Genomic DNA, 24,055 nt, shown 5'->3' with positions numbered 1-24,055 from the left:
GATTTCGCGTCACCCACGCCTCGCGTCGTTTACGGCGCAGGCCGTCGGCCAGCGCCTCGAGGAATGCAACCTCGTCACGATACACCAGTTCGAAGCGGCCAGTTGCGCCGAGATCCTCACCACCAGGTGCACGGATCGCCTTGATATCCGGGTTGAAGCGAAGTATTCGCTCAGGCTCGAAAACGAAGTACTAACCGACGAAAACCACCAGGTCGGCGCTGAGCAGGGCATCAGGCGCCGCCGAACGTACTGAGCCGATCCTCGGGAAGAGCACCGCGACTCAGGCGGAGGTCACCACCGCGATATCACCGCGCTCGCCGCGCGCACTTTTCAGCGCCCTCCCATGCGCCGACGCTGGAAAACGCCCTGCCCCGCCCACGATCGGCGGTCGCTCGGCTTTCTCTGTCATTTTCACCGCCGACTTCCGCCACGCCGCAAGAGATGGGCACGCGATTCCGCTGCGGTAGCGCGTCTTGTCGTAGAAATCCTTCCCGCTCCCGGTCGCGCTCTTGAACCGGGCACGGGCCACTTTCCGCCGGAAATCGAGGTGCCCCGGACCCGGCAAGCCGAACTTGAGGTGACGGAACGCGTACGCGCCGTACTCGTGCACCCGCGCCCGGATCGATCAGGCGCTTGCCGTATTCATGATCCCCTCGGTCGGCGGCTGCTGATAACCTGCTGGATGAACGCTTCGCGGTCCTCGCCAACACAGCGTCATGTTGCTCGCCAGCACCGGCGGCGGCGTGCGCGCGGCGTTCGCGCGGCGATGTTCATGATCATGGGGGTGAACCCGGGGCCTTCGGTTCCCGCGTCGCGTCGCAACGACTTCACCGGTGGCACGTGAGAAGCCGTCCTCCATCGCTTATCAGCCCTCGGTGCGCCCCCGTAGGATGGCACGCCAACCGCCGCCAGCGCGGTAGTGATCACGGTGTAATTGCCGGGGCGAAAGCAGAACAGCGCAGCAAGCTCCTCCGGCCTGGCGGGAGATTGGCAAAAACCTCGGCGCCGGTCATGCCGGGCCCGGCGAACTGGCCCGGCGCCGGCGTTTTCGGCCAGCGATGCGCTGAACGCATCGGCCATGCGGATCGAGGGATATCGCCCGCGGCGGAGTCAGCCGCGAATGCACTGCTGCCGATGCCCGCCGCCAGCGTGCTCAAACCCGGCCGCGGAGGACCAGAGGAATTTGCGTCGCGAAGACTCGCCTCAGTTCGCGTCGCTGTTGTCGTCCTGCTTCGCGTCAAATTCATTTTTCATCAGCAGATTCCTCGAACAAAATTCACTTGATGACTGCGGGACGCTGCTCCTGCGGCCACAGGCTGCGCTGAAATTCACCAGCGCCACACTTCCTCGCCACCCTTGAGTTGCGCGCCCCAGGCCGGCATCGCCGCCAGCCCCCTCATCGATGCTGCGGTGAATCTCCGCCGACGCCGCTGCCATTCCAGATACAAAGGCGGGTTCAGTAGATCGGCGGTCGCGTTGGCGATCACATCCATCTACCGCCCGCCCGTCCGCGCCATGACATTCGGTGCAATGGCGCAGGTAGAGCCGCCCCGCCTCGATCGAGGCGGCCGTGTTGAGCATAAGGTGTCTGCCCGCACGGCAAACACCGCTGTCACCAACAACACGGCTGCAACTGCGGCTCGCAACGTGAAACCTCCTGCCTGATCAAATTTCCCGCACACCACCACGCCTTCCTTGACCGTGCCTCCACCTCCAGTTCGCGCAGCGCTCGCCGCCGGAACCGTCAGCGGGTTGGCGTCCATCACCACGAAATCGGCCAGCTTGCCGGGGGCTGATCGAACCCCGTGTCTTCCTCGTGATAGAGCCAGGCGGCGTCGATGGTGAGCGACTCCAGCGGAAATCGCTGTGATTGGAGAAGTGGATGCCGCGTTGCTGCGCGCTGTTCAGCGGGCTCAGGAAAAACGCACGCTGCTCGCCGAGATTGCGCAGATGCACATCACCCCAGTAATACGCATGATTGGTGAAAAACGAGGCGCCTATCCTGGAGCCGGGCATAACTGTCGAGCTGATCCGGGCGCACGAATCGCGAATGGATCACCACGTCGCGTCGATCATCCGCGGGACTTGCGCCCCACCAGCTCGTGGGGCACGGGATCACCCATATCGATCGCGGCATCGCCGTTGGCGTGGGTCCAGACCGGCACTCCCGCGTCGCGAACGGCACGGAAGATCTGCTGGTAATCAGGCCCCGATATAAACGGCGCGCCGCCAGTCTTGCTCGCCACCCGGACCCTCGACCAGCATGGGTTCGCTGAAATACGCCGTGCGCCCCTGCGGCGAACCATCGCTCAGCACCTGATTCCACCGAACTTGAGGTGTCCGCTATAACTGCCAAAGGTGTTTGTGAGCTGTGTTTCCAGATCCGCCGGATTCATCACCAGCGGCAGCGCCACCATATCGAGCCACAGCGCGCCCTGCTGCGCCGCTGCCTTGAACATGCCCACCAGCCGCGCGTCCGTGGCCCCGTCCTGGATCGTGGTGGAGCCATTGCGCGCATACTCCTTCTGCACCGCATCGAGCCGCGAGCTGCTGCGCCGCATCGGGTTGCGGCAGCGCCCGTAGACCGGCATAGCGGCGGTCTCCATCAGCAATCCCGCGGGCTCCTGCGAGCCGGGCTTGCGCACGATCACCCCACCTCGGGTGTGGGTGCTCGCATCGATGCCGGCACGCTCGAACCCCGCGGAGTTCAGCACCAGTCCGTGCCCGGAAACATGCAGCAGCAGCACGGGTTATCCGGGAATGCCGCATCGAGGTCATCACGTGATATGGCGCTGCTCCGTGAGCCCGTCGGCGTCATAAACCGTAGGCCGTGATCCAGTCTCCGGGCGCCGCGCCGCTGGCGGCGGCATGCGCACGCAACACCTCGATCAGCGCGGCAATGCTGTCCACGCTGCCGACCGGCGGAATCGAGACATTGGCCCAGCCGACCAGGCCCAGAGCGTGACCTACATGACTGTGACCATCGATGAATCCCGGCAACAGGGTTCTGCCCGCGAGATCGAACATCCGTGTGGCATCGCCACGGTATTGGCCTTCGATCGCTTCCCGGGTGCCGAGCGCGAGAATCCGGCCATCCTTGACCGCAACCGCCTCGACCTGCGGCTGTGCGCTGTCAACGGTGACGATAGAGGCAAAACAAAAAACCGCAAATACCCGCTTTCATGACGCCATCACCACTGTTCTTTCCGCCGACTGTCCGATACCTTGCGCATGCTGCCAAGTTGCCGCAATGCGTAAAGCCGCCACCGCGAACCGGCACTGCGGCATCAACCATGGACCAGCGGACTTGCTATGATCGGCGCTGGATGGGACGCGATGCTGGACCTGACAAACATGATAAAGCGCTTTCTTGCCCCGCCACTCCTGCTGGTCGGGAGCTCCGGGCTGTGCGGCGAGTTGCAACTGGGCAATGGCGCCCGGATTCCCGGAGAGCTGAAACGGATCGAGGCCACCAAGGTGGTGTGAGCGCAGAGTTGATCGGCGACATCTCGATCAACAAATCCGATGTGGTGGCGATGCACACCGGTACCCGCAGCGACCTGGAAACCGCGGCAGGCGAGGTGCTGCGCGATTGCGGCCTTAGCAGCAGCGAGGGTCGCGCCGAACTGGAATGCACCGGCCAGCCGGCGATGACCACCACCCTGGCGCTGCTGCAACCGACCACCCCGCTGCAGGAAGGGACTGGCAAGATCACCACCTCGATGACCGTCGAACGCGGCGAGAGTCACAAGGATGAACTCGAGCTCGATGCCCGCAGTTCATGGCGCAGGCTGCAGCGCAGGCACGTGCTGGATGCCAGCATCGACTACGAGGAACGGCACGGGGAGCGCAGCGATGACGAGGCGTCGCTCGACTACCAGCTCGATCTCCTGCGCCGCAACGGCTGGTTCTGGTTTTCGCTGGTGGATTACAACCGCGCCCGTTTTGACACCATCCCGGAAAGCGAGGGAATCGCGACCGGGCTGGGTCGCGACCTCAACCTTGCCGGCAATCTGAAGCTGCGCCGCAGGCGGGGCCCGGCATCGTGCACCTCGACATCGACGGTGAGGGGCGTCTTTACAAGGAAGTCGGAGACCTGAAATGGTCAACCACCTGGGGATACCGGCCTGTGGAAACTGCAGCTGTTCCACAGTGCTGAGTTCATCTGGGTACTCGATGACCGCGGGATCTACCGGCTGGAGTCCAAACTGGCCTCACCTTGCCGCTGATCGACGGCCTGGTCGCGGAATTGCGCCTCGATTACGATCACCCAGCGCGCCCTCGACCCGACTCGAGAACAGCGACACCGAAGCGGTGCTGGCGCTCGGCTATCGCTGGTAAGTCACAACGACTTGCGCACAGGAGATAGCGACGTAACACTGCGTGTCGACAGCCGGGAGAAGACATCATGCTTCGCTTGTTTGCACTGCTTTGTTGCTGCCACTGTCGCTGCCCACCTGGGCCGGGCGCCACCGAGAACCTCATCCTGATCACCCTGGACGGCGTCCGCATCCAGGAGTTTTTTCCGGGCATGGATCCGCTGCTGGCCGACAGCGCCGCCAAACGCGGGATTTCCGAGGACGAAATCGTGCGCGAGCGCTACTGGCGCGAAACCCCCGAGCAGCGTCGTGAAGCCCTGATGCCGTTCTTCTGGAAAACGCTGGCACCGCTCGGGGTGGTGCTGGGCAACCCGGCGCGCGGCAGTTCGGTGCAGGTCAGCAACACCATCAGGTGGTCGACGCCGGGCTATTCGGAAATCATGACCGGCGAAGCCCATCCGGAGGTCAGGGACAACACCCCGGTACGTTACCCGCACCGCACCTTTCCGAATTTCTCGTCTCCGAACTGAAGCTCGGAAAATCCGCGGTCGCGCAGATCGGTTCATGGGATGGTTTCAAGATGGCGGCCTCGAGCACCGACGATGCATTCTTCATGAACGGTGCCTACGAAGCCGTTCCGGGAATCTCCACTCCGGAAATGGATACCCTGACCGGACTGCGCGCCGATGTAATGGAATTATGGGAAGAGAGCAGCAACGATGTGCTCAGCTTCCGGCTGGCGCAGGCCTACCTCGAGAAACACCACCCGCGTTTTCTGTGGCTCGGCCTGGGGCAGTCGGACGACTGGTCGCATGCCGATCGCTACGATCGCCTGCTCGATTATCTGCATCTTGCAGATCGCCTGATCGGCGAGTTGTGGAGCACGCTGCAAGCCGACCCGGCCTACCGCGGAAAGACCAGCCTGGTGATCACCACCGATCACGGTCGCGGTCTCACGCCCGGGAACTGGATCGATCACGATGCGACGATTCCGAACAGCGAGAACATCTGGCTCGCGGTGATCGGGCCGACACTCCCGGCGCGGCGAGCTTGGCCCGCTGCCGACCGTCTACCAGCGCGATATCGCCGCCACGGTGATCAGTCTGTACGGACTCGACCCCGCGCGCTTCAACCCCCGGGCCGGCGCGCCGATCGCGGCAGTGCTGGAATAGAGCCTCACTCGGTGGGATAACCGCTCCGGCGCCAGTGCAGGGCTGAAAAACGCCGCCGTCATTTCCTCGATAACCGCCTGTTCCGCCAATTGCTGCGCCGACTTCGCCGCCATCTGTTCATCGTGACGATTGCGGTCCGAGGCGTATATCTGCGTATTCACAAACGAGGGGCAAAGCACCGAAACCCTGACATCGGCACCGGCATTGCGCAGATCGCCATGGAGCACCTCGGACAATGCCACCACGGCGTGCTTGGACACCGTGTAGGTGCTGGTGCCGGGCGCGGACATCAGCCCGGCAATCGATGCGGTGTTGACGATATGGCCTTCGTTCTGTGCGATCAGGTGCGGCGTGAACGCGCGCACGCCGTTGATGACACCCCACAGGTTCACGCCCAGCACCCATTCCCAGTCCGCCGCGCTCGCTTCCCACAGTGGGCCACCACCACCCACACCGGCGTTGTTGAACAGCAGGTGCACACCACCGAAGTGCTGCAGCGTCTTGCGCGCGAGTTCGTTTACCGAACCAGGGTTGGAGACATCGGTACGCACACACAGCAGCGACCCGTCCAGTTGCGCTGCCGCCCGTTCGAGTACGGTCGCCTCGATGTCGGCAATCACCACCCGCATACCCCTGGCCAGCGCCTGTTGCGCCAGGCTGAAACCGATTCCGCTCGCCCCGCCGGTTGTGACCGCCACCTTGTCACGCAGATCCTTCATCGCTGTCTCTTCCTGAACATCATGAATCCGCTTTGCCGCATCAACCGTGCGCAAGATCGGCAAAGGCAACCAGCTCCGCACGTGGCGTTTCGATGGCGCCTTCGGGCAGGAAGAAGCGCCAGAACACCAGCCCGAATGCACGCCCCTCGGTATCGAGCCAGTTGCCGCCGCCGGGGTCCTGGTGCGCGAGCACGATGCGGAACGAGCCATCGCGTTCGAGACGCGTCTGGCGGCGGTTCAGGGTAACGCTGCGGTTGGCATAATCGAGCGTTTGCTGGAAACGGTTCCACAGGCACACGTTCGCAAAGCGGCATGGGGGCCAACGCCCGGTGATGACCAGGGCCTGGTCCGGACCGAGGAAAAACGGTGCCATCGAATAGGCGGCATCGAAAGCGGCAAGCCCCATGTTGCCCGGCAACACGGGTGCCGGAAACTGGTTCGGCACCAATGACAGGAACGGCGGCGGCTGGACCTTGCTCATCGGCGGCATGCCGAGCGTGCGGCTGCGCACGAATTGCGCCGCGCGCCGTATGCCGCCCGCAACCGTGGCATCGTCTGGCGGCGAGGGCGGTGTGCTCACATCGTCCGCCGTGATGCAGAGCCGGGGGTAGTGCGCCGGGTTGTCGGAAGCCGTGCGCTCCTCTTCGTAGTAATGCCGCGTGGTGATGCGCGAGGCATCCGGGGGCAGCGCAATCCAGTTGCATGGCGCCGGCTCACCGCCGAGACGGATCGTGAAATTGCCGTCGGCATCGACATCGAACAGGGTATCGTTGATCACGCCCACGGTCCTGGTGCCGAGACTGCCATCGGCCGTGCCGGCCTCGATCGTGATCGATACATATACCGCGCCGTCCGTGTTGCCGCGCACCGTGTAGCGGTGATCGGCACTGACCGGGGCGTCGAAATAGATCGCATCGGAATTGTCACCGGTGAACTTGCGCGAGGGCGTGACGATACGGCGGAAATCCGGATGCGCCGGATCGCTCTCGAACATCCCGCCCAAGCCGCCTTCGAGCACATGCATCAGCGCACGATGCGCACCGACCACATCATCGGCGCTGGCGAGATTCCACTTCGGGCCCGCCCAGCGCTGATCGAGCTCGATCAGCAGATCGATCAGTTCGCGCAGCGCTTTTCGCGATTCGGTCTCGATACTCATGCGGTTCTCCCTGGATTGTTCCGATATGCCAGCATCGCACGCAGCGCCGGCGTTTACACCTTACAGGACGTCAATGGGTCGGGAACTCGCGTCCAGGACCGGCCCCGAGCCGCCAGCGGCAAGGCGCGGATATATTTGCCGGTGATGCGAATTCCAGTCATCACAATCTCCATCCTGCTCAGGGCTTGTCACCAACCCATTGCACCACGCAGAAACGCTGCCCCGTCGGCGCTTCCATGACCCACCAGCTTTGCACCTGCCTGATGCGCCGCGCACCCAGCGCTTCGAGACGCCGTACCTCTGCCTCGACGTCATCGCTCTCGATATCGAGATGCACCCGGCTCGGGTGATCGACGGCCTGCACCTCGATGTGCAAGCGGTCCTGCGGGTCGATCAGGCGAACGTATCTGTCGCCCTCCTCGCCCGCCAGGATCTGCCGGTGCATGCGCAGGGCAGCAGACCAGAACGCCGCGGCAGCGTGTGGATCCTCACCCTGGCAATCGATGATGAAACCTGCCAGCCTGCTGTTGTGCATCGTTGTGCTCCCGCTGTCGTGCCTCGCTTCGTTCAGCCGCCCCCCGCGTGACGCGGAAGCTCGTCGCGGGTATCGAACCACGGCAGGCGCTCGTCACAAAATACATGAGCCTGCGGCATGAACGACTCCGGCCTGGCGAAGGCATTCAGGTAGAGATCGATTTCACCCGCGCGGCGCTCGGTCTGGTACGCGATCGGCGTGCCGCAGGAGGCACAATGGCTGCGGGTCACGCCGGGCGATGAGACGAACTGCGCGCGCTCGCCGCTGAACCGGAGCTGTTCGAGCCTGAAGTTCACGAAGCATGCCACGGGCGATGCCGTGTGCCGCCTGCAGCTCGCGCAATGGCAATAGGCAACCCAGCGCGGATCACCCTCGGCGCGAAACCGCAATTGTCCGCAAAGACAGAATCCCTCGTGCATGGCAGTCGTCCCGTGTGGCGCGCCCGGAATCCGGACTATACGCCGCGCGGGCACCAGAGATCACCCGCGTGCTAGCATTGCCGCGTCCCTCACCCGCCTGGCAAAGGAATCCCCAACATGAGCAGCAACTCGAGCATCATCGACCAGTTCATCGCCGCGTGGAGCCGCCGCGATATCGACGAGATCATGGCGTTCTTCCACCCCGACGCGGAGTACACCAACATCCCGATCGAGCCCCCGAACCACGGCACCGCCGCGATCCGCGCAACCATCGAAGGCTTCGTGGCAATGGCGGATGCGCTGGAATTCGTGGTTCACGCCTCGGCCGAGAACGCCGTCGCCGGGTTGATCATGAACGAACGCACCGACCGCTTCAGGATCGGCGGCAAATGGGTCGAAATACGGGTGATGGGAGTATTCGAGCTGCGCGATGGCAAGATCCAGGCCTGGCGCGATTATTTCGATATGGCGCAGTTCCAGCAATCGCTGGCGAGTTGAACACAGGCGTGGCGCTCAATCGCTTCGCTTGCGGTGCAGCCACCACAGCGTCACGCCGCTCAGCGCGAGGATGCACAACAGCACCCCGGCGATATCGACCAGCCAGACCCCGGCGCGGCCAAACAGTCGGCCGCTGTGGAAATCGAGCAGCGCACGCTCCCAGTTGAGCCATGCGCTGCGCTGCTCGAGCCGCTCTCCGAACGCCTCGGGCATCGCCTGCGGCTGGCTGTCCACCACGCTTTGCGGATCGGCAACTTCGTCGCCGACGCGCATGCTCGCAGGATCGAATGCGCGCCATCGGCCGGCGATGTGCACCACGGCTTCGCCATCGGCAAGACCCAGCCCGGACAATGCCGCAGTGGCGGCGATGGAATCGATGAGCTCGCCCTCCGTGCCGAGCAGCAGCAACTCCCGCTCGCAGCCAAGCAACAGCATTCCGGCAAGCTCCACCACCCCTTGCAGCGCACCGTTGCAGCGGGCGACCTCGCGGACATCGAGAAAGATACGGCCACCCTGGTCCCCGAGCACCCAGTGCCCGGAAGCGCGAAATGCAGCCCAGCCGCTGTCGGTATCACCATAGATCGCGCGCAACCAGGCGGAGGCGACGAATCGCTGCTCGAGCGCGAGATCGTCGCCGTGATTGAGCACGATCCCGCTCAGCGACATCAGCAGCAGAAACAGCGCGGCAAGCAGGCCCGCACGACGATGCCAGCGCCACAGCTGACCGACCAGCCTAGCGCGTCGCAACACTGGCGAGGGCCTGCCCGTTCAACCACAACGCGAGCGTTGCGGCACGATTCACCGCCCTTACCGACAGCGTCGCACCGGTGATCCCGTCGACCTCGCGCGACAGGGCGCGACCCTCGCGCAGTGCCACGCCCCGGTACTGCGCGGTAAAGAACGGATAACGGATCTCCCAGCCGCGGCTTTCACGAAACGACAACACCTGGACATCGACGATCCGCTCGGCCTCGATCACGAAGCCGAGCGTTATCGGCTGCTCCTTGCCGATCTGCTCCAGCACCCAGGCGGTGCGCGCACCGGCGCTCCAGTAACGCACCCGCAGGCTCGACGGCACCACACCGATGGATTCCTGCGCGCGCTGCCGCATATCGTTGCTTATCCACAGTGTTTTCTGCTCGGGCCGGGTATCCGCAAACGCACTCGCCAGAAACTGCTCGCCGCTCAGATAATCCTCGGCCTGCGCAACGCCAGCGGCCGCCATCAGGACGGCGGCCGCGCAGGCGCGCCACAGCGGCACGCAACAGTTCATCAGAAGCTCCAGCCCACGCCGAGGTTCACCCCGTCGAGCTGGTCCTTGCCATCGGGCGCATCCTGGCGCTGGTAATCGAACTTGAACACGACGTTTTCTTCCAGCCAGTAGCTCACCCCCATGTCCCACTGAGTGTAACCGGTATCGAGGCTGGAACCTGCCTGGTTGTCCCAGTCGCTGTAGCGCGCAAACACCCCCCATTGCGGCGAGATCTTCCACGACGGCTCCACGTACCAGCCCTCCTGCCGGTCGGCGCCGGGCGCAAAAAACTCGATGGCCTCGTCGATATCCCATCCCGCATAGAGCGCGCGCAGGCCGAACGGACCGGCACGATACGCCACATGCGTCTCGTAGAGCATCGCGTCCACCTGGTCGGGAAATTCGCCCTGGTAGAGATCCTGCTGATACTGCAGCGTCGCCGCCACCTCGAGACCGGCGATGCCGGTGTACTTGAGACGTCCGGTCCAGGCCGGATCGGAGGCATTGGCCTCGGCTACTCGCTGCCGGCCGTCGCGTATTTTCCAGCCCTTGGCGGGGTCGAGTCCCAAGCCGGAGGTAAATGCCGCATCGTAGGCGAGCCCCGGCAGCAATTCACCGGAAAATGCGACACCGCCCTCCCACCAGGTGGTCGGGATGATGTTGCGCTCGACGTTGTTGCGTTCCACCCCGTAGAACGTATCCGGCTCGTGGGTCTCGTTGAGCAAGCCCACCGGTACCAGAAACAGTCCGGCCTTCAGGCGCTGCGAACCGCTGAGATCGTGTTCGATGTACGCCTGCTCCAGTTCGACCTCACCCTTCTTGCCTTCGCCGGCAATCGTGTGTTCGAGTTCGAGCTCCGAGTACAAGCGCGTGCGCGGGCTGAACTCGTGACTCAGGTACAGCACGAAGCGGTGAAAATCGATCTCGTCCTTGTCCTTGCCGCCATCGAGGTCGTTGTCGAGATTGGAGTAGTGCATCTCGCCGTAGCCGCCAAGCCGGGTACGATCGACCCAGCTCCCGAGGTGCGCAATATCGCCGCCCGCACCACCCTGCTCGACCATCTCTGCAGTGGCCTCGACCTTGACGTTGGTCTGCGCAACCCTGAGTTCGGTCTCCTCGATCCGGCCATCGGTCTGTGCAACCTGCTCTTTCAAGCGGGCAATTTCAGCCTGCTGTTGCTGGATCAGCGCCCACATCTCTTCCATGGTCGGTGTCGCGGCCGATGCCGATGCCGCGATCATTCCCATTACAAGTCCACTCGCTATTGTTTTCACGTGCCGCCTCCCGCTGCGAACCGTTGTCGGCCCGCACCATGCCGGCGACGGAGGCACTCTATCAAAACGTAATCTAAATGCGAAGCATTCTTATTACGATTTATTGATTCAGATCAAAAACCCTCAGTGTCTGGCTTTCTGCGCGGCCAGTAACAGTTCCCCCAGCGTACCGGTCTTTGCCGGGGCCGCACGCGCTGGCTCCTTGCGTGTCGGCTCGCGGCGCACGGGAGCCGGCTGGCACGGGGAAGCCACCGCCTCGTCTTCGAGCCGCATGCTGAGCGCAATCCGCTTGCGCACGGCATCCACGTCCAGCACCTTCACTTTCACCACGTCTCCGGCCTTCACGACTTCGCGCGGGTCGCGAACGAAGCGATTACTGAGCGCCGAGATATGCACCAGCCCGTCCTGGTGGACCCCGATATCGACGAAAGCGCCAAAATTCGCCACGTTGGTGACCACGCCCTCGAGCACCATGCCGCTGGCCAGGTCGGAGAGTTTCTCGACCCCGTCGCGAAAACTCGCGGTACGGAACTCGGGGCGCGGATCGCGACCCGGCTTTTCCAGTTCGCGCAGGATATCGCGCAGCGTGAGTTCACCGGCCTGCGCGCTGAGGAACTGGCGCACATCGAGTCCACGCACCCGCTCCGCATTGCCGACCAGTTCACGCACTGCGCAGTTCCGGGCGGCGGCGATTCGCTCCACGACAGCGTAGGACTCCGGATGCACCGCCGAGGCGTCGAGCGGGTTCTCGCCACCCGCGATACGCAGGAAACCCGCGCATTGCTCGAAGGTCCTGGCGCCGAGACGCGGCACCTCGCGCAACTGCTCACGGCTGCGAAAGGCACCGTGCTGATCGCGATGCGCCACGATCGCACCCGCCAGCGATTCGCTGATGCCGGACACGCGCCGCAGCAATGCCGTGGAGGCGCTGTTGAGCTCGACCCCGACGCTGTTCACGCAATCCTCCACCACCGCATCGAGCCCGCGCGAGAGTCGCGTCTGGTTCACATCGTGCTGGTACTGGCCCACGCCGATCGAGCGCGGCTCGATCTTGACCAGTTCCGCAAGCGGATCCTGCAGGCGGCGCGCGATCGAGATCGCACCGCGGATACTCACGTCCACGTCGGGAAACTCGCGGGTGGCGATTTCCGATGCCGAGTACACCGAGGCGCCGGCCTCGCTCACCATCACCCGCACCAGCCCGAGATCGGGTTGCTGGCGCATCAATTCGGCCACGAGTTTCTCGGTCTCGCGCGAGGCAGTGCCGTTGCCGATGGCGATCAGTGCCGCGTGATGCCGCCTGGCGAGGTCCGTCAGCACCGCCTGCGCTTCGCACCACTGATTGCGCGGTGCATGCGGATAGATCGTCCGGTGCTCGAGCAATTTGCCGGTGTCATCGACCACCGCCACCTTCACCCCGGTGCGCAAACCCGGATCGAGGCCAATGGTCGCCCGGTTGCCGGCCGGCGCCGCGAGCAACAGGTCGCGCAGATTGGCCGCGAACACGCGGATGGATTCTGCCTCGGCGGCCTCGCGCAGTTCAGCCAGCAGTTCACCGACCACGTGGATCGACAACTTCACCCGCCAGGTCCAGCGCGCCACATCGCGCAGCCAGGCATCGGCGGCGCGGCCGCGATCGCTGATCCCGGCATGCGACGCAACCAGCAGCTCGCAGGGGTGCGCGATCCCTTCGGCAACCGGGGGAAGCTCCACGTCGATATTCAGAACGCCTTCGTTGCGCCCGCGGAACATCGCCAGCGCACGGTGCGAGGGCACCTTGCAAAAGGGTTCCGAATGCGTGAAATAATCCGCGAACTTCGCGCCCTCGGCTTCCTTCCCCGCCACGACGCGCGATTGCAGCAGGGCCTGATCGCGCAGCAACGTACGCACCTCTCCGAGGAGATCGGCATTCTCGGCAAAGCGCTCCACCAGGATCATGCGCGCGCCATCCAGCACCGCTTTCACATCACCGAAGCCCGCCTCCCCGTCGAGATAGGCGAGGGCTTCCTGCGCCGGATCGCGCCGCGGCTCGCCGAGCAGCAGATCGGCCAGCGGTTCGATACCCGCCTCGCGCGCAATCTCGCCCTTCGTGCGCCGCTTCTGCTTGTACGGAAGATAGAGATCCTCCAGACGCGCCTTGGAATCCGCCTCGCGGATCTGCGCGGCCAGGGCATCACTCAGCTTGCCCTGCTCCCCGATGCTGCGCAGGATGAACTCACGACGCTCCTCGAGTTCGCGCAGGTAGGAGAGCCGCTGCTCGAGCGCGCGCAGCTGCACATCGTCGAGCCCGCCGGTGGCTTCCTTGCGATAGCGCGCGACGAACGGCACCGTTGCGCCGCCATCGAGCAGTTGCACCGCGGCAGCGATCTGCGCGACACCGGCGCCAAGTTCTGCCGCAATACGTTGTTCAATGGAGATCATCCGGGAGTCCTGTTCGCGAGGAGCGCGCATTATGCGGGCGCGGGCGCGCGATGTGCAGACTTGCGGGGAATGACGCGATTGGCTATTGAGAGCGCCCGGATAGGATGGCTGCTCCACGACGCAAGCCGCACTTGCGAATGGCGCGAAGCCGGCTTTAGGCTACCTGAAATCGCCAGGAGCCGAACCATGAACCGGTACATTGCAATCACCCGCACCATCAGCGAGCGGTTTCGCGATTGCGAACTCACCCATATCGCGCGTGAGCCCATCGACATGCAACGGGCCGTCGCGCAGCACGAGGCCTACGAGAATGCACTGCGCGCCCTGGATGTGAGCGTTGTACGCCTGCCAGCCGAACCCTCTCTGCCCGATTCGGTGTTCGTGGAAGACTGCGCCGTGGTGCTCGATGAGTGCGCGATCATTACCCGTCCGGGCGCCGCATCACGCAGGGCGGAAACCGCTACGGTTGCCGCTGCGCTGAGGACGTATCGCGCACTGCATTTCATCGAGACACCGGGGACCATCGACGGCGGCGATGTGCTGTGTGTCGGCCAGCGTATCTACATCGGTCTGGGTACGCGCAGCAATGCGGACGCGATCGATCAGCTGCGGAAAATCGTCGTCCGCCACGGGTACAGCGTCAGCGCGGTTCCGCTGCGCAGCTGCCTGCACCTGAAATCGGCGGTGACGCGCGTGGGTGAATCGACCCTGCTGATCAACCCGGCATGGGTGGACAAATCCTGCTTCCAGGATGTCGATTTCATCGCGGTGGATCCGGCGGAACCCGCGGCGGCCAACGCGGTACTGATTGGCAGCAGGGTGCTTTTTCCGGCCCACTTTCCCGCCACCCGCGCACGGCTCGTCGCCAGTGGCATATCCCCGAGAATCGTGCATGCGAGCGAAGTTGCCAAGGCCGAGGGCGCGGTGAGTTGTTGCAGCCTGGTGTTTGAGGAAAAGATCCCCTGACCGGCTGCGTCTCTCACTGGAACGCGGGCGTCTGCGTGGCGGCGTCCAAATCGGAACCGCCAGCGCTCTCGAGGTGTCTACCCGGTAAACCTCCAGGAGGCGACCCATGCGCATACACCGATCCTGTACGCTTACTGACGCTATAGCGCTGTATCTCGATGACTGCCTCTCCCGCGGGCAGAGCAGCCTGACCATTACGAATAAACGCTGGATCCTCGATGGGTTTAAGCACTGGTGCGCGGTCGCGGGTGTCACCCACGCGCACCAGCTTCGGGGATCGGCGCTGGAAGCCTACCGCCGATCACTGGTGACTCACCGTGGTCGGCGTGACTCGCCGCTTGCGCCAGGCACGATCCGTAATCGCCTCACGGTGGTTGTGCTCCTGTGCCAAGCGCTGTATCGCCGCCGCCTGATCCGGGTTGACCCCACAGTCGATTTTGTTTTGCCTCGGCTTCCCCGACGACTGCCGCGTGGCATCCTCAGCGTGCGCGAGATCGAAGTCATCTGTACCCAGTCCCAGCGTCGGGGGATCAGGGGTATCCGGGATCGCGCGCTCGTTGAAGTGCTCTACGCAACAGGCATACGCCGGATCGAGCTGTCACGGCTCGATCTCCCCGACGTGGACCTGGAGGTCGGTACCGTCGTGGTCCGTCGGGGCAAGGGTGGGCATGATCGGCGGGTGCCGATGCATGCACGTGCCTGCCGGTTGGTGCACCATTATCTTCGAGAGGTGCGTCCTGCCCTTGAATGCGACGAGAGTGGTCAGGCGCTGTTTCTCTCGAACTACGGCACACGCATCTCCCGCAGCACGCTTAGCCGCAAGATTGGGCAGTCCATTCGGCGTAGCGGCGCGTTGGTCTCCGGCGCCTGCTCGGTGTTCCGCCACTCGGCAGCAACTCACATGCTCGACCACGGGGCCGATATCCGCTACATGCAGGAGTTCCTGGGGCATGCCGATATCAGCACCACGCAGATCTATACGCATGTCTCGCAGCGGGAACTGCGCGCGGTCTATGCCCGGACGCATCCGCTGGCGCGGGAGGCAGATGCGTGGGCGCCACCCGCCGCGGGAGCCAGAGGTGTTGTCTGACCGCTTCAATAAATTGTTGTCCGTACATTGTCCGGGCGATAAGATGTGGGCATTCCATGTTCGTCGAGGTGGCAAGTGAGTTCCCTGAATATTTCAAAGTCCGAGCGCATCGATGTGCGCGCAAGTGCCGCGGTGAAGCAACTGCTGCAGGAAGCAGCGCGCGCAGCGCACAAGAGTGTCAGCGAGTTCCTGCTTGACGCCGCTGTGGTCGCAGCGTCGCAGGCACTTGCGGACCGCCGACAGTTCACTTTGGGGGAGGAGCAGTGGCGCGCCTTTCAGGCGGCGCTGGACCGACCCGTGCAGAACAAACCCCGGCTCAAGAAGCTTCTCAGCGACCCCCGGGTGACGGGTTGACGTCGGGCTATTCCGCAATTCACAAGCTCGGTGCCGAGGACCAGGTTGATGGGTTCGATTGCGCAGAGCCCGCGCTCAATCAATTCCTGCAGCGCTTCGCACTGGTCAACCAGAGAGCGAACAGCGCCCAAACGTACGTCTGCTGCCACGGCGACCACGTTGTCGGCTTCTATAGTCTGACGGTTGGCAGTGTTGATCCGCAGGCCGCGCCAACTAGGGTAAGCAAAGGGCTGGCTCGCCACCCCGTGCCGGTAATGATCCTCGCCCGCCTTGCCGTGGACCGGGACCATCAGCGCAAGCGTTTGGGACAGGCGCTGCTCCGCGATGCGTTATTGCGCACTGTTCAGGCTGCGGATATCGCGGGAATCCGTTGTCTGCTCGTTCACGCCAAGGACGATGCCGCGCGCCGGTGGTACCTGTCCTGGGAGTTCGAGCCCAGTCCGACGGATCCGTATCACCTGTTCCTGATGATCAAGGATCTGAAGACCCTGCTTTGACCGGGCCTGTGCCGAGTGTGCAAAGGCGAACCCTCATGCACATGAACGGGCGCACTTACGATCCGAAAGTCGGCAGATTCATGCAGGCGGATCTGTTTGTACAGGATCCGGCAGACACCCAGAGTTACAACCGCTACAGCTACGCACGCAACAACCCGCTTAATGCCACAGACCCAACGGGCTTTCTGTTCAGTGAACTCGTTCGCGTCGTCCGCGACGTCGCGTATATCGTTTACGGCGACGGTTGGGCGGACCCGAACGCCTGGATCCAACTCGGCGCAGATCTCTACGCGCTCGCTGGAGAGTTTGGTTCGGGGGGTGGAGCTGGCTCCGCGAGTGCTCCGGCGCCTTTGGAAGCAGCAGCTGGAGCATGTCGTTCAACGGCAATTCGAGCGGGCCGCAGACCGCTGGCACCGGCGGTGCTGATCCAGGACCGATAATTGATAACGGACCACGGTCGATCGATCCACGGGTATTGGTCGCGCTGGAGATTGAGCGAGCGACCACGGGTCAGACGATCTCCCAAGCATCCGGCGGCAAGTTTGCGAACGGTGGAGCCAGTCAGACGTTTGACCTCTCGCTCGCGCGGCATCCCTACATTGCAGAGGAAGAAGAGGACGAAGACAAGTACATTTCCGCACACGTTTGGCTCAACGGCGCTTCGATGGCGCTGGACGCCACGGGAATTGGGGCCGTGGTAAGCTGGATACCGGATGTCCTCGATGCTGGGATTTCGGCCTATGAGGGTGATTGGACCGGCGTCGGCCTATCGGCAATCTCGGTGATTCCCGGCATCGGCAATGCCGGAAATGCCGCGAAGATGGCCAGGTTGGGCGCAAAATCTGCGAAGGGCGTTGCGAATGGTGCCGCACATGGTGGGGGCTTGGTCATCGGCCGCGGTGCTGATCTTGCGAAGCCAGGCGCTCTCCGAGCAGGCGAATACAAGTTTGGTTGGCCTTCAAAGCTCCCTAACTGGAAAGCTGAGTGGAAGGAAAATGCAGGGAGGTTGAGAACGGAAATGGGTCGGCGCCAACCGATTCGAGACGCATCACCGGGAGACACCGGTGGAGCATTCCTGAATGCCGAGCGAAATCTACTCCGAGACCGCGGCTGGACATTCGATTCAAGCAGTGGGTACTGGATGCCGCCTGGGCCATGATCATGAGTGCGAACAACGAAGTCGGGCGAGAGCGAATGCGACTTAACTTCGGCAATGCGGTTCGCATGAAGTTTTCGCGCCTTATCAACCTTGGCTTCATCGAGGTTGAGTCATTGCCGACGATTGTGCGATATCAAAAAGACGACCTTGAGATTCGCATTTATCACGGACGCAAGTCGTTCGAGATCGGCTTTGAGATTTGCCACCAGGGCTCATGCTATTCGATCTCGGAGCTGATCCGGGCCATTGATTCGGAAGCGGCTGATCGATATCGCAATTACACTGCGACTACATCCGAGGCAATTGGCAAAGGTCTTACGCAGCTAGAGCAACTAGTTCTACGTTATGCCGAACGAGCGCTGCAGAGCGATCCAGTATTTTTTGAGGAACTTGAGGCAGACAGAAGGGCTTGGGCAGAAGGGTACTCACTGGACGTGCTTGCAGAGCTATTGCGACCAAAAGCCGATGCCGCGTTTCGAAGTGGGAACTATCTAAAAGCAGCAGAGCTTTACGAGAGGATCTGCCCCCGCCTCAGCGCAGCGGAACTGAAGAAACTAGCAATCGCCAAAGAGAGAGCCGCAAGTTAGAGATAACGCGGGGAAAAGGGGACGGGGAAAAGGGGACGGATTTATTTTGGCTTTGCTCGCGAATCACGCCGCTCACCATGCACGCTGCGCGTGCGCCACCGGCGCACCGCGCTCCCGCGGTGCCTGCGTCCGGAATCTCGCCCCGTTCCAACGCGAGGTGGTCACTCCGTCATCGGCTCGGTGCGAGCGTCGTGCCCGGTGCCTTCGCCGTCCCACAGGTGGCCAGGAGGCGCAGCGACGCATGGGGCGGCTGACGGAGGCGGCGGTGACGCACTCGCGTGCGCAAGTTCCGGATGCTGCCGGGATGCCGGATCCGGCGGATCCGCCAGACATCGTGCGCACCACGCAGTTTACGTACCACGCGAATCAGCGGCTTGCAACGGAGCGGGTGGCGATGAACGTGGCGGTGGATGGCGGACCATCTGGCGATCACGGACACGACGGGGGCGGTGACGGAGTACGACTACGACGAACTGCTCGAGCAGTTCGATGCGGATCGCGAAGGGATCGAACAGCACGGTGTTCGGATACGGTCCAGACCGCGGGCTGTGTGGACACGGTGGAGGGCTGGGCGTCGTACATGACGGTCAGCGGAAGCACGTGGATCGCGATCATGGGGCTCACGGAGCGCGGGTTCACAGGGCACCAGCATGTGGATCGACTCGATCTAATCCACATGAACGGGCGCACTTACGACCCGAAAGTCGGGCGGTTTATGCAGGCGGATGTGTTTGTACCGCATCCTGGCGATACGCAGAGCTATAATCGGTATAGCTACGTCCGGAATAACCCGCTCAATGCCACCGATCCAACGGGGTACTTCGACCTCAAGGATGGGTTGAAGATGGTCGGTGCGGCGGTCGCTGCGTACTACACCTTCGGTTGGGCTTACGGCGCCTTCGAGGCTGCTGCCGGAAGTTGCTTTGCAGCGGGTTCCGGTGCGGCCATCGGTGCTGGGGCGGCCAGTGGCGCGGCGGCCGGATTTGTATCCGGCGGCATCATGGGGGGCAACATGGAAGGGGCACTTCAAGGTGCATTCAGCGGCGCAGTATTCGGCGGCATCGGCGGCATGTTCAACACCGCAACCCTGGGCGGGCATGTCATGTCCGGCGCGACGCAAGCGGTGGCGGGTGGTGGAATCAGCGTCATGCAGGGAGGCAAGTTCGGGCACGGATTCGTGAGCGCGGGCGTGACGGCCGTCGCCATGCCGGCAGTCAATACCCAGAGAGGTTTGGTCCGCGTTGCGGCCGCGGCTGTCGTGGGCGGTACTGCAAGTGTCGCATCCGGCGGAAAATTCGCAAATGGAGCGATGACCGCAGCGTTCCAAGCCGCAGTGACCAGTGGTGCGCAGTCGAGCAGCGCAGGAAAGTCGTCGGGCGCAGCGAGCACCATCGGCGGCATTCTCGGAAAAATCTGGAACCTGCCCAATACGCTTATCGGTATGGCCTATGGCGGAGTCGGTCACGTCATCGGCGAAGTCGGCAACGTGCTGGGCTTCTATTCTGCGGAGCCAACGATCTCGTTCGGCCACAACGCCATCCAGTTTGAAAACAACCCACTGATGGCTACTGCGATGACATTCGGCAATACGATCGTCTATGGCAAGGGAAGCGATTATCAGCCAAATGTTCGTTGGGTTGGCCACGCTGGGACTTTAGGCCAAGAGGAAATGCAGCATACCTTCCAAGGTCAGATTCTTGGACCGCTATATTTCCCAGCGCATGCGCTGTTCGGCGCAGCAGCGATGATTTCCAGCGGTGGTTTTAGCTTGGAAGCATGGCATGAAAATGCAAACCTCTTGGAAAGAGGCCCACACGATAAGATCGACCCGAGGTCATGGCCATGAACGTGTCTACTGGATTTTTAAAGGCGTGGATCATAGCTATTTTCGTGTTGGCGCTCTCGGGCTGCCCTAAAGACGAACAATTTCTCGTAGTGAATGCGACAGGCATGTCGCTCGACATCATCGGTGACGATCACGTAGTGATGATCCCAGATGGACAAAGCAAAGAAGTCCGTAGGGGGGATGGGCTACTTCATTGGGTCAAGCAAGGTGGAGAATTGTTCCCGTCGCTGCGTGTTCGCATTGAAGAACGAGAATTCGTTTACTCGATGACGGACGAGTTTTATCGTGCGGCACCCGGCAAGCAGATCGCCATGAGATTTGACCGCTCAAACTGCGCGACGATTTTTCATATTGACGATCAGGTAGCGACGATAGCGTCAAACGAGCCACCAGTAGGCAACGATTGCCAATGACGCTATTCCCCTCTTAGCTGCAAATTCTCCCGGAGTAAGGAGCAGGGGTCAGGTCTTGCTTCTTTGTGCGCCGGGACGAAGGCGTGCGCGTAGTGGACGGAATCGCGGCTGATGTAGCGATGGGGGTCGTCGAGATCGTCGCGCGCCGGATCTGAAAAAAAGATCTATTTATTCGGAGTGACCGAGGTGACCCGCCCAGCAGGCGGTCGAGAAAGCTGACATTGCTGCGCAGGGAGTCGTCGAGCTGGTCGGAAATGCTGTCCATTGGCCTCGCCTGGTGCCTGCACGAATTATGCCGGTGCGTCGCTCGTCGGGTGCAGTGATGCGGCCTTCATCGTAACAGGTCGGCACCCGGAGCGGCGGGCCAGGAGCAACGACGGGCCACGGCGCACGAATCCCAGGTTCTGGAGCCCGCGCGAATCCTGCTGCAGTATCTGGGCCGCGATTTCCATTCCATCAAGGTGAAAATAAATCCGTCCCCTTTTCCCCCGAGTCGAAGTAGCCGCTGGGATCGTTAATATCGGAATCATGATAGGTAAGACCATCACCTTCTGAGTACTCACCATTACCGCTACCGATTTCGGCTGCCGCCGCCATGAACGCTGCGGTCATTGCCCCATTTGCGAAGATGCCGCCGGGAGTGGTTTCGAATTGTAACTGTCCCCGTTCTACCTCACTGACACTTGAAAATTTTCTTCTTCATCATTTGCGCAATGCGGCCATCGAAGTCTCGCCAATCTTTAAGGAAGCTTTTTTCAAATAAATAAGAATACGCCAACCCGTCTTTAAAAACCTGCGTTCGAGAGCAGTGGAGCACCGCCTCGAACTCTGAGCAAAACGCTCGAAAGGCAGAATCGCCGCCTTTGGCGTCCCAGTACAAAATGCCACGTGGTGATTCCGAGCGCGCATAGTTCAGTTCCATTTCCGCATCGTATCTCGCGTCAGACAAAGCACCTGCGGTAGGCTCTTCAGGTGATTTGGCCACAGCAATATCGACCAAAATTCTGCGCCCTGGATTATTCCCATGTTCCATAGGATATGGCACTTCGACAAATATTCCTTTTGTGATTGACCCGAAGGCATTTCCAATTACGTTCTCGGAAACGATCAATCCGTCCACGACGCAAATACTTCCATACTCCGTCTCATAAGTTTGCGTGGCACCTGATGCCGACGTCCAGAAAATCAAAAATACAAAGGACGGCACGAGCGATTTCATTTGAATGTTACTCGCGTTGAATTCGGGAACAGTTGCAATACCGAATAGTCACTCTTTTGCTCAATGTTTAACTGCGAGTACGGCGCGCCACGCGGAAGCGCATATGGTTCATATAGCGTCAGTGAGAGGAATTTTGCGGATTGAAGAACAAACCCTCTGAAAAGAACGTTAACGCCGTGTTGATGTTGCCAGATGTGCTCAAATTCATGAACAAAGAGCTGGGGATCGTCTAGCGCCATATTGTCGGACGCATTCGGATAATAGATTTTTCCGTTTGGCGTTACAGCGTAGTTCTTGCCCTGCGTGAATACGTACTTTCCGTTCACTATCCTTGGTGTATCGTAATTTGTTCCCTCGTCAGTGCCGTGTGTAGCGATCACAGAGGCTTTCGCGAGCGCACGCTCCTCGGCCGTTAACCCACGACCCTCTGGCTCCGCCTGGCTGTCTCCAGACGCCATTTCTGCGGTAGCCGCCATAAACGCCGCGGTCATCGCCCCATTTGCGAATTTCCCACCGGAAATCACGCTCGCCGTCCCGCCCACAATAGAAGCCGCAAATACTCTGACACCCGGGTTGCCAATGTTAGTCGATCTCAGCGCACCTCCGGCCGCTGAGGAGAACCCGGCACTCGCAAAACCATGGCCGAATTTTCCGCCTTGGACTACGGAGATCGCTCCGCCCGCCACACCATTTGCTGCGATATTCAATGCATGTTGGCCGAAATCTCCCGAGGCTCCCCACCCCAATGACGAATCAGGGCCGTTTATACCCGAGAACACAGCTGCGCTAAAGGCACCAATCGCCGCACCCTGGAGAATATTGCCTCCGTTGGCACCGGCACCTGCGGCACCTGCAGTTGCACCGTAGCCGATGTTTGCCCAGATACCCGCCCCCCAAGGTTGCCAAACCGTCAGCACGGCGCCAACGATCAAGCCCGCATTCTCTTTTATGCTGAAATACCCGCTCGGGTCTCTCCCGTTGAGCGGGTTGTTCATCAGGTACGAGTAGCGGTTGTAGCTCTGGGTATCGAAAGGGCTTTGGACGACGATGTCGGCCTGCATGAACCGCCCGAGCTTCGGGTCGTAAGTGCGCCCGTTCATGTGGATTAGATCGAGCCGATCCACATGCTGGTGCCCTGTGAACCCGCGCCCCGTGAGCCCCATGATCGCGATCCACGTACTTCCGCCGACCGTCATGTACGACGCCCAGCCCTCCACCGTGTCCACACAGCCCGCGGTCCGGACCGTATCCGAACACCGTGCTGTTCGATCCCTTCGCGATCCGCATCGAACTGCTCGAGCAGTTCGTCGTAGTCGTACTCCGTCATCGCCACCCGCTCCGTTGCAAGCCGGTGATTCGCGTGGTACGTAAACTGCGTGGTGCGCACGATGTCTGGCGGATCCGGCGGATCCGGCATCCCGGGAGCATCCGGAACTTGCGCACGCGAGTGCGTCACCACCGCCTCCGTCAGCCGCCCCATGCGTCGCTGCGCCTCCTGGCTACCTGTGGGGCGGCGAAGGCACCGGGCACGACGCTCGCACCGAGCCGATGACGGGGTACCACCTCGCGTTGGAACGGGGCGAGATTCCGGAGGCAGGCACCGCGGGAGCGCGGTGCGCCGGTGGCGCGCGCACAGCGTGCATGGTGAGCGGCGTGATTCGCGAGCAAAGCCAAAATAAATCCGTCCCCTTTGTTTCGTGCCTTCGCCCTTGTTCGAGGAAGCGTTTATTTGATGGTGCTTACTGCAATTACTCGGAGAGTTTTCTTTTCGAGTTCCACCACTAATCCATCGTGCGCAATGGACATGCTTCCGATTGTTGACTCGGCTTGACCATGCCCTTCCGGAAGAACGAAATCAACCACGCCTTCAGATTCGACTTGCCAGAATGTCACTTCAATTGTCGAATCGGTCTCAATCACAGAGATTTGGTAATCCTTCCAATCGGGCCGCAGTTCACGAAGCTTGATCGTGGCTTGACAGATTGCACGCATATCCCCGCTTGAAAGCACGGCACGCTCTTTGTAAATGTGCGTTTTGTTATCCACGTCGGCACCAATTACGCATATCGAAAAAAATAAACCTACAAGCACCACTTGGGTAATGAGTGTGGCTTTCATCGCAGCTCCCCCTCAATGGCCCGTTAATGGCTGCTGCC

Annotated in this window: 31 protein-coding genes; 14 read left to right on the top strand and 17 right to left on the bottom strand. The window is 61.9% G+C overall.

Annotated elements, in window-relative coordinates; translation table 11 throughout:
- On the top strand, window positions 1–253 hold a 253-nt coding region (locus IPF49_03690), incomplete at its 5' end, for a hypothetical protein (GenBank protein ID MBK6286743.1).
- A gap of 27 nt (window positions 254–280) precedes the next feature.
- Here the strand turns inward: IPF49_03690 and IPF49_03685 are convergent.
- From IPF49_03685 to IPF49_03665, 5 genes are all read right to left on the bottom strand, one after another.
- Window positions 281–610 (bottom strand): hypothetical protein, encoded by a 330-nt coding sequence (locus IPF49_03685; GenBank protein ID MBK6286742.1) that lies wholly within the window; start codon window positions 608–610, stop codon window positions 281–283.
- 593 nt (window positions 611–1,203) lie between these two features.
- On the bottom strand, window positions 1,204–1,581 hold the full coding sequence (locus IPF49_03680) for a hypothetical protein (GenBank protein ID MBK6286741.1): 378 nt from the start codon (window positions 1,579–1,581) through the stop codon (window positions 1,204–1,206).
- Window positions 1,582–2,072: 491 nt separating this feature from the next.
- Window positions 2,073–2,246, bottom strand: coding sequence for a hypothetical protein (locus IPF49_03675; GenBank protein ID MBK6286740.1), 174 nt, complete (start codon window positions 2,244–2,246; stop codon window positions 2,073–2,075).
- Between the two features lie 63 nt (window positions 2,247–2,309).
- Entirely contained in the window at window positions 2,310–2,747 is a 438-nt protein-coding gene (locus IPF49_03670; GenBank protein ID MBK6286739.1) for an amidohydrolase family protein, read from the bottom strand.
- A gap of 67 nt (window positions 2,748–2,814) precedes the next feature.
- Entirely contained in the window at window positions 2,815–3,027 is a 213-nt protein-coding gene (locus IPF49_03665; GenBank protein ID MBK6286738.1) for an amidohydrolase family protein, read from the bottom strand.
- A 309-nt stretch (window positions 3,028–3,336) separates the two neighbouring features.
- Between IPF49_03665 and IPF49_03660 the strand changes: the two genes are divergently transcribed.
- The 3 genes from IPF49_03660 (at window position 3,337) to IPF49_03650 (ending at window position 4,849) form a co-directional block, all read left to right on the top strand.
- The gene (locus IPF49_03660; protein MBK6286737.1) at window positions 3,337–3,486 is read left to right on the top strand and encodes a hypothetical protein; all 150 of its coding nucleotides are present in this window, start codon (window positions 3,337–3,339) and stop codon (window positions 3,484–3,486) included.
- Window positions 3,483–4,100 carry a DUF481 domain-containing protein gene (locus IPF49_03655; protein MBK6286736.1) on the top strand — a complete coding sequence of 206 codons (618 nt, stop codon included), beginning with the start codon at window positions 3,483–3,485 and terminating at the stop codon, window positions 4,098–4,100. The genes IPF49_03660 and IPF49_03655 overlap by 4 nt, the downstream gene beginning before the upstream one ends.
- 308 nt (window positions 4,101–4,408) lie before the next feature.
- Window positions 4,409–4,849, top strand: coding sequence for a hypothetical protein (locus IPF49_03650; protein MBK6286735.1), 441 nt, complete (start codon window positions 4,409–4,411; stop codon window positions 4,847–4,849).
- Window positions 4,850–5,388: 539 nt separating this feature from the next.
- Here IPF49_03650 and IPF49_03645 read toward each other — a convergent pair.
- The 4 genes from IPF49_03645 to IPF49_03630 form a co-directional block, all read right to left on the bottom strand.
- Entirely contained in the window at window positions 5,389–6,210 is an 822-nt protein-coding gene (locus IPF49_03645) for an SDR family NAD(P)-dependent oxidoreductase (GenBank protein ID MBK6286734.1), read from the bottom strand.
- 40 nt (window positions 6,211–6,250) lie between these two features.
- Window positions 6,251–7,369 carry a DUF1214 domain-containing protein gene (locus IPF49_03640; GenBank protein ID MBK6286733.1) on the bottom strand — a complete coding sequence of 373 codons (1,119 nt, stop codon included), beginning with the start codon at window positions 7,367–7,369 and terminating at the stop codon, window positions 6,251–6,253.
- A 178-nt stretch (window positions 7,370–7,547) separates the two neighbouring features.
- Window positions 7,548–7,904, bottom strand: coding sequence for a VOC family protein (locus IPF49_03635; GenBank protein ID MBK6286732.1), 357 nt, complete (start codon window positions 7,902–7,904; stop codon window positions 7,548–7,550).
- Between the two features lie 32 nt (window positions 7,905–7,936).
- Complete coding sequence (locus tag IPF49_03630) at window positions 7,937–8,323, bottom strand: GFA family protein (protein MBK6286731.1); 387 nt, start codon at window positions 8,321–8,323, stop codon at window positions 7,937–7,939.
- Window positions 8,324–8,440: 117 nt separating this feature from the next.
- On the opposite strand from IPF49_03630, the gene IPF49_03625 reads away from it, so the two are divergent.
- Entirely contained in the window at window positions 8,441–8,821 is a 381-nt protein-coding gene (locus IPF49_03625) for a nuclear transport factor 2 family protein (GenBank protein ID MBK6286730.1), read from the top strand.
- Between the two features lie 15 nt (window positions 8,822–8,836).
- Here the strand turns inward: IPF49_03625 and IPF49_03620 are convergent, their stop codons facing one another.
- The 4 genes from IPF49_03620 to IPF49_03605 all read right to left on the bottom strand — a co-directional run bounded on the left by IPF49_03620 (window position 8,837) and on the right by IPF49_03605 (window position 13,768).
- Window positions 8,837–9,571 carry a PepSY domain-containing protein gene (locus IPF49_03620; GenBank protein ID MBK6286729.1) on the bottom strand — a complete coding sequence of 245 codons (735 nt, stop codon included), beginning with the start codon at window positions 9,569–9,571 and terminating at the stop codon, window positions 8,837–8,839.
- Window positions 9,555–10,094, bottom strand: a complete 540-nt coding sequence (locus IPF49_03615) for an FMN-binding protein (protein ID MBK6286728.1) — start codon at window positions 10,092–10,094, stop codon at window positions 9,555–9,557. The genes IPF49_03620 and IPF49_03615 overlap by 17 nt, the downstream gene beginning before the upstream one ends.
- Window positions 10,094–11,320, bottom strand: coding sequence for a porin (locus IPF49_03610; protein ID MBK6286727.1), 1,227 nt, complete (start codon window positions 11,318–11,320; stop codon window positions 10,094–10,096). Before IPF49_03610 ends, IPF49_03615 begins: the two co-directional genes overlap by 1 nt.
- A gap of 150 nt (window positions 11,321–11,470) precedes the next feature.
- Entirely contained in the window at window positions 11,471–13,768 is a 2,298-nt protein-coding gene (locus IPF49_03605) for an RNA-binding transcriptional accessory protein (GenBank protein ID MBK6286726.1), read from the bottom strand.
- A 186-nt stretch (window positions 13,769–13,954) separates the two neighbouring features.
- Here IPF49_03605 and IPF49_03600 point away from each other — a divergent pair, with 186 nt between their 5' ends.
- From IPF49_03600 to IPF49_03560, 9 genes are all read left to right on the top strand, one after another.
- Window positions 13,955–14,734, top strand: coding sequence for a dimethylargininase (locus IPF49_03600; protein MBK6286725.1), 780 nt, complete (start codon window positions 13,955–13,957; stop codon window positions 14,732–14,734).
- A gap of 106 nt (window positions 14,735–14,840) precedes the next feature.
- Window positions 14,841–15,824 carry a tyrosine-type recombinase/integrase gene (locus IPF49_03595; GenBank protein ID MBK6286724.1) on the top strand — a complete coding sequence of 328 codons (984 nt, stop codon included), beginning with the start codon at window positions 14,841–14,843 and terminating at the stop codon, window positions 15,822–15,824.
- Window positions 15,825–15,899: 75 nt separating this feature from the next.
- On the top strand, window positions 15,900–16,178 hold the full coding sequence (locus IPF49_03590; protein ID MBK6286723.1) for a DUF1778 domain-containing protein: 279 nt from the start codon (window positions 15,900–15,902) through the stop codon (window positions 16,176–16,178).
- Window positions 16,175–16,675: a GNAT family N-acetyltransferase gene (locus IPF49_03585; protein MBK6286722.1), complete on the top strand. Its 501-nt coding sequence runs from the start codon at window positions 16,175–16,177 to the stop codon at window positions 16,673–16,675. Before IPF49_03590 ends, IPF49_03585 begins: the two co-directional genes overlap by 4 nt.
- Window positions 16,676–16,716: 41 nt before the next feature.
- Window positions 16,717–17,115 (top strand): hypothetical protein, encoded by a 399-nt coding sequence (locus IPF49_03580; protein MBK6286721.1) that lies wholly within the window; start codon window positions 16,717–16,719, stop codon window positions 17,113–17,115.
- Window positions 17,046–17,834 (top strand): hypothetical protein, encoded by a 789-nt coding sequence (locus IPF49_03575; protein ID MBK6286720.1) that lies wholly within the window; start codon window positions 17,046–17,048, stop codon window positions 17,832–17,834. The genes IPF49_03580 and IPF49_03575 overlap by 70 nt, the downstream gene beginning before the upstream one ends.
- Window positions 17,831–18,421 (top strand): hypothetical protein, encoded by a 591-nt coding sequence (locus IPF49_03570; protein ID MBK6286719.1) that lies wholly within the window; start codon window positions 17,831–17,833, stop codon window positions 18,419–18,421. Before IPF49_03575 ends, IPF49_03570 begins: the two co-directional genes overlap by 4 nt.
- Window positions 18,422–19,001: 580 nt before the next feature.
- Window positions 19,002–20,267: an RHS repeat-associated core domain-containing protein gene (locus tag IPF49_03565; protein ID MBK6286718.1), complete on the top strand. Its 1,266-nt coding sequence runs from the start codon at window positions 19,002–19,004 to the stop codon at window positions 20,265–20,267.
- Window positions 20,258–20,680, top strand: a complete 423-nt coding sequence (locus tag IPF49_03560) for a hypothetical protein (protein MBK6286717.1) — start codon at window positions 20,258–20,260, stop codon at window positions 20,678–20,680. Before IPF49_03565 ends, IPF49_03560 begins: the two co-directional genes overlap by 10 nt.
- Window positions 20,681–21,136: 456 nt before the next feature.
- Here the strand turns inward: IPF49_03560 and IPF49_03555 are convergent, their stop codons facing one another.
- The 4 genes from IPF49_03555 to IPF49_03540 all read right to left on the bottom strand — a co-directional run bounded on the left by IPF49_03555 (window position 21,137) and on the right by IPF49_03540 (window position 24,017).
- Window positions 21,137–21,292: a hypothetical protein gene (locus IPF49_03555; protein ID MBK6286716.1), complete on the bottom strand. Its 156-nt coding sequence runs from the start codon at window positions 21,290–21,292 to the stop codon at window positions 21,137–21,139.
- Window positions 21,293–21,353: 61 nt separating this feature from the next.
- Complete coding sequence (locus IPF49_03550) at window positions 21,354–21,899, bottom strand: hypothetical protein (protein ID MBK6286715.1); 546 nt, start codon at window positions 21,897–21,899, stop codon at window positions 21,354–21,356.
- Window positions 21,896–23,023, bottom strand: coding sequence for a hypothetical protein (locus IPF49_03545; GenBank protein MBK6286714.1), 1,128 nt, complete (start codon window positions 23,021–23,023; stop codon window positions 21,896–21,898). The genes IPF49_03550 and IPF49_03545 overlap by 4 nt, the downstream gene beginning before the upstream one ends.
- 601 nt (window positions 23,024–23,624) lie before the next feature.
- Window positions 23,625–24,017 carry a hypothetical protein gene (locus tag IPF49_03540; protein ID MBK6286713.1) on the bottom strand — a complete coding sequence of 131 codons (393 nt, stop codon included), beginning with the start codon at window positions 24,015–24,017 and terminating at the stop codon, window positions 23,625–23,627.
- Between the last annotated feature and the right edge of the window lie 38 nt (window positions 24,018–24,055).

The sequence above is a fragment of the Gammaproteobacteria bacterium genome (assembly GCA_016705365.1).
In the GTDB taxonomy this organism is placed as follows: Bacteria; Pseudomonadota; Gammaproteobacteria; order Pseudomonadales; family UBA5518; genus UBA5518.
This window is presented reverse-complemented; position numbering and strand designations above follow the sequence as displayed.

Excerpts from the sequence above, each read along its gene's own strand:
- IPF49_03680 (MBK6286741.1), bottom strand. The coding sequence starts at position 1,581 with ATGCTCAACACGGCCGCCTCGATCGAGGCGGGGCGGCTCTACCTGCGC.
- IPF49_03665 (MBK6286738.1), bottom strand. The coding sequence starts at position 3,027 with ATGTTCGATCTCGCGGGCAGAACCCTGTTGCCGGGATTCATCGATGGT.
- IPF49_03660 (MBK6286737.1), top strand. The coding sequence starts at position 3,337 with ATGCTGGACCTGACAAACATGATAAAGCGCTTTCTTGCCCCGCCACTC.
- IPF49_03650 (MBK6286735.1), top strand. The coding sequence starts at position 4,409 with ATGCTTCGCTTGTTTGCACTGCTTTGTTGCTGCCACTGTCGCTGCCCA.
- IPF49_03645 (MBK6286734.1), bottom strand. The coding sequence starts at position 6,210 with ATGAAGGATCTGCGTGACAAGGTGGCGGTCACAACCGGCGGGGCGAGC.
- IPF49_03640 (MBK6286733.1), bottom strand. The coding sequence starts at position 7,369 with ATGAGTATCGAGACCGAATCGCGAAAAGCGCTGCGCGAACTGATCGAT.
- IPF49_03635 (MBK6286732.1), bottom strand. The coding sequence starts at position 7,904 with ATGCACAACAGCAGGCTGGCAGGTTTCATCATCGATTGCCAGGGTGAG.
- IPF49_03630 (MBK6286731.1), bottom strand. The coding sequence starts at position 8,323 with ATGCACGAGGGATTCTGTCTTTGCGGACAATTGCGGTTTCGCGCCGAG.
- IPF49_03625 (MBK6286730.1), top strand. The coding sequence starts at position 8,441 with ATGAGCAGCAACTCGAGCATCATCGACCAGTTCATCGCCGCGTGGAGC.
- IPF49_03615 (MBK6286728.1), bottom strand. The coding sequence starts at position 10,094 with ATGAACTGTTGCGTGCCGCTGTGGCGCGCCTGCGCGGCCGCCGTCCTG.
- IPF49_03610 (MBK6286727.1), bottom strand. The coding sequence starts at position 11,320 with ATGGGAATGATCGCGGCATCGGCATCGGCCGCGACACCGACCATGGAA.
- IPF49_03605 (MBK6286726.1), bottom strand. The coding sequence starts at position 13,768 with ATGATCTCCATTGAACAACGTATTGCGGCAGAACTTGGCGCCGGTGTC.
- IPF49_03600 (MBK6286725.1), top strand. The coding sequence starts at position 13,955 with ATGAACCGGTACATTGCAATCACCCGCACCATCAGCGAGCGGTTTCGC.
- IPF49_03595 (MBK6286724.1), top strand. The coding sequence starts at position 14,841 with ATGCGCATACACCGATCCTGTACGCTTACTGACGCTATAGCGCTGTAT.
- IPF49_03580 (MBK6286721.1), top strand. The coding sequence starts at position 16,717 with ATGAACGGGCGCACTTACGATCCGAAAGTCGGCAGATTCATGCAGGCG.
- IPF49_03575 (MBK6286720.1), top strand. The coding sequence starts at position 17,046 with ATGTCGTTCAACGGCAATTCGAGCGGGCCGCAGACCGCTGGCACCGGC.
- IPF49_03570 (MBK6286719.1), top strand. The coding sequence starts at position 17,831 with ATGATCATGAGTGCGAACAACGAAGTCGGGCGAGAGCGAATGCGACTT.
- IPF49_03565 (MBK6286718.1), top strand. The coding sequence starts at position 19,002 with ATGACGGTCAGCGGAAGCACGTGGATCGCGATCATGGGGCTCACGGAG.
- IPF49_03560 (MBK6286717.1), top strand. The coding sequence starts at position 20,258 with ATGGCCATGAACGTGTCTACTGGATTTTTAAAGGCGTGGATCATAGCT.
- IPF49_03555 (MBK6286716.1), bottom strand. The coding sequence starts at position 21,292 with ATGACCGCAGCGTTCATGGCGGCGGCAGCCGAAATCGGTAGCGGTAAT.
- IPF49_03550 (MBK6286715.1), bottom strand. The coding sequence starts at position 21,899 with ATGAAATCGCTCGTGCCGTCCTTTGTATTTTTGATTTTCTGGACGTCG.
- IPF49_03540 (MBK6286713.1), bottom strand. The coding sequence starts at position 24,017 with ATGAAAGCCACACTCATTACCCAAGTGGTGCTTGTAGGTTTATTTTTT.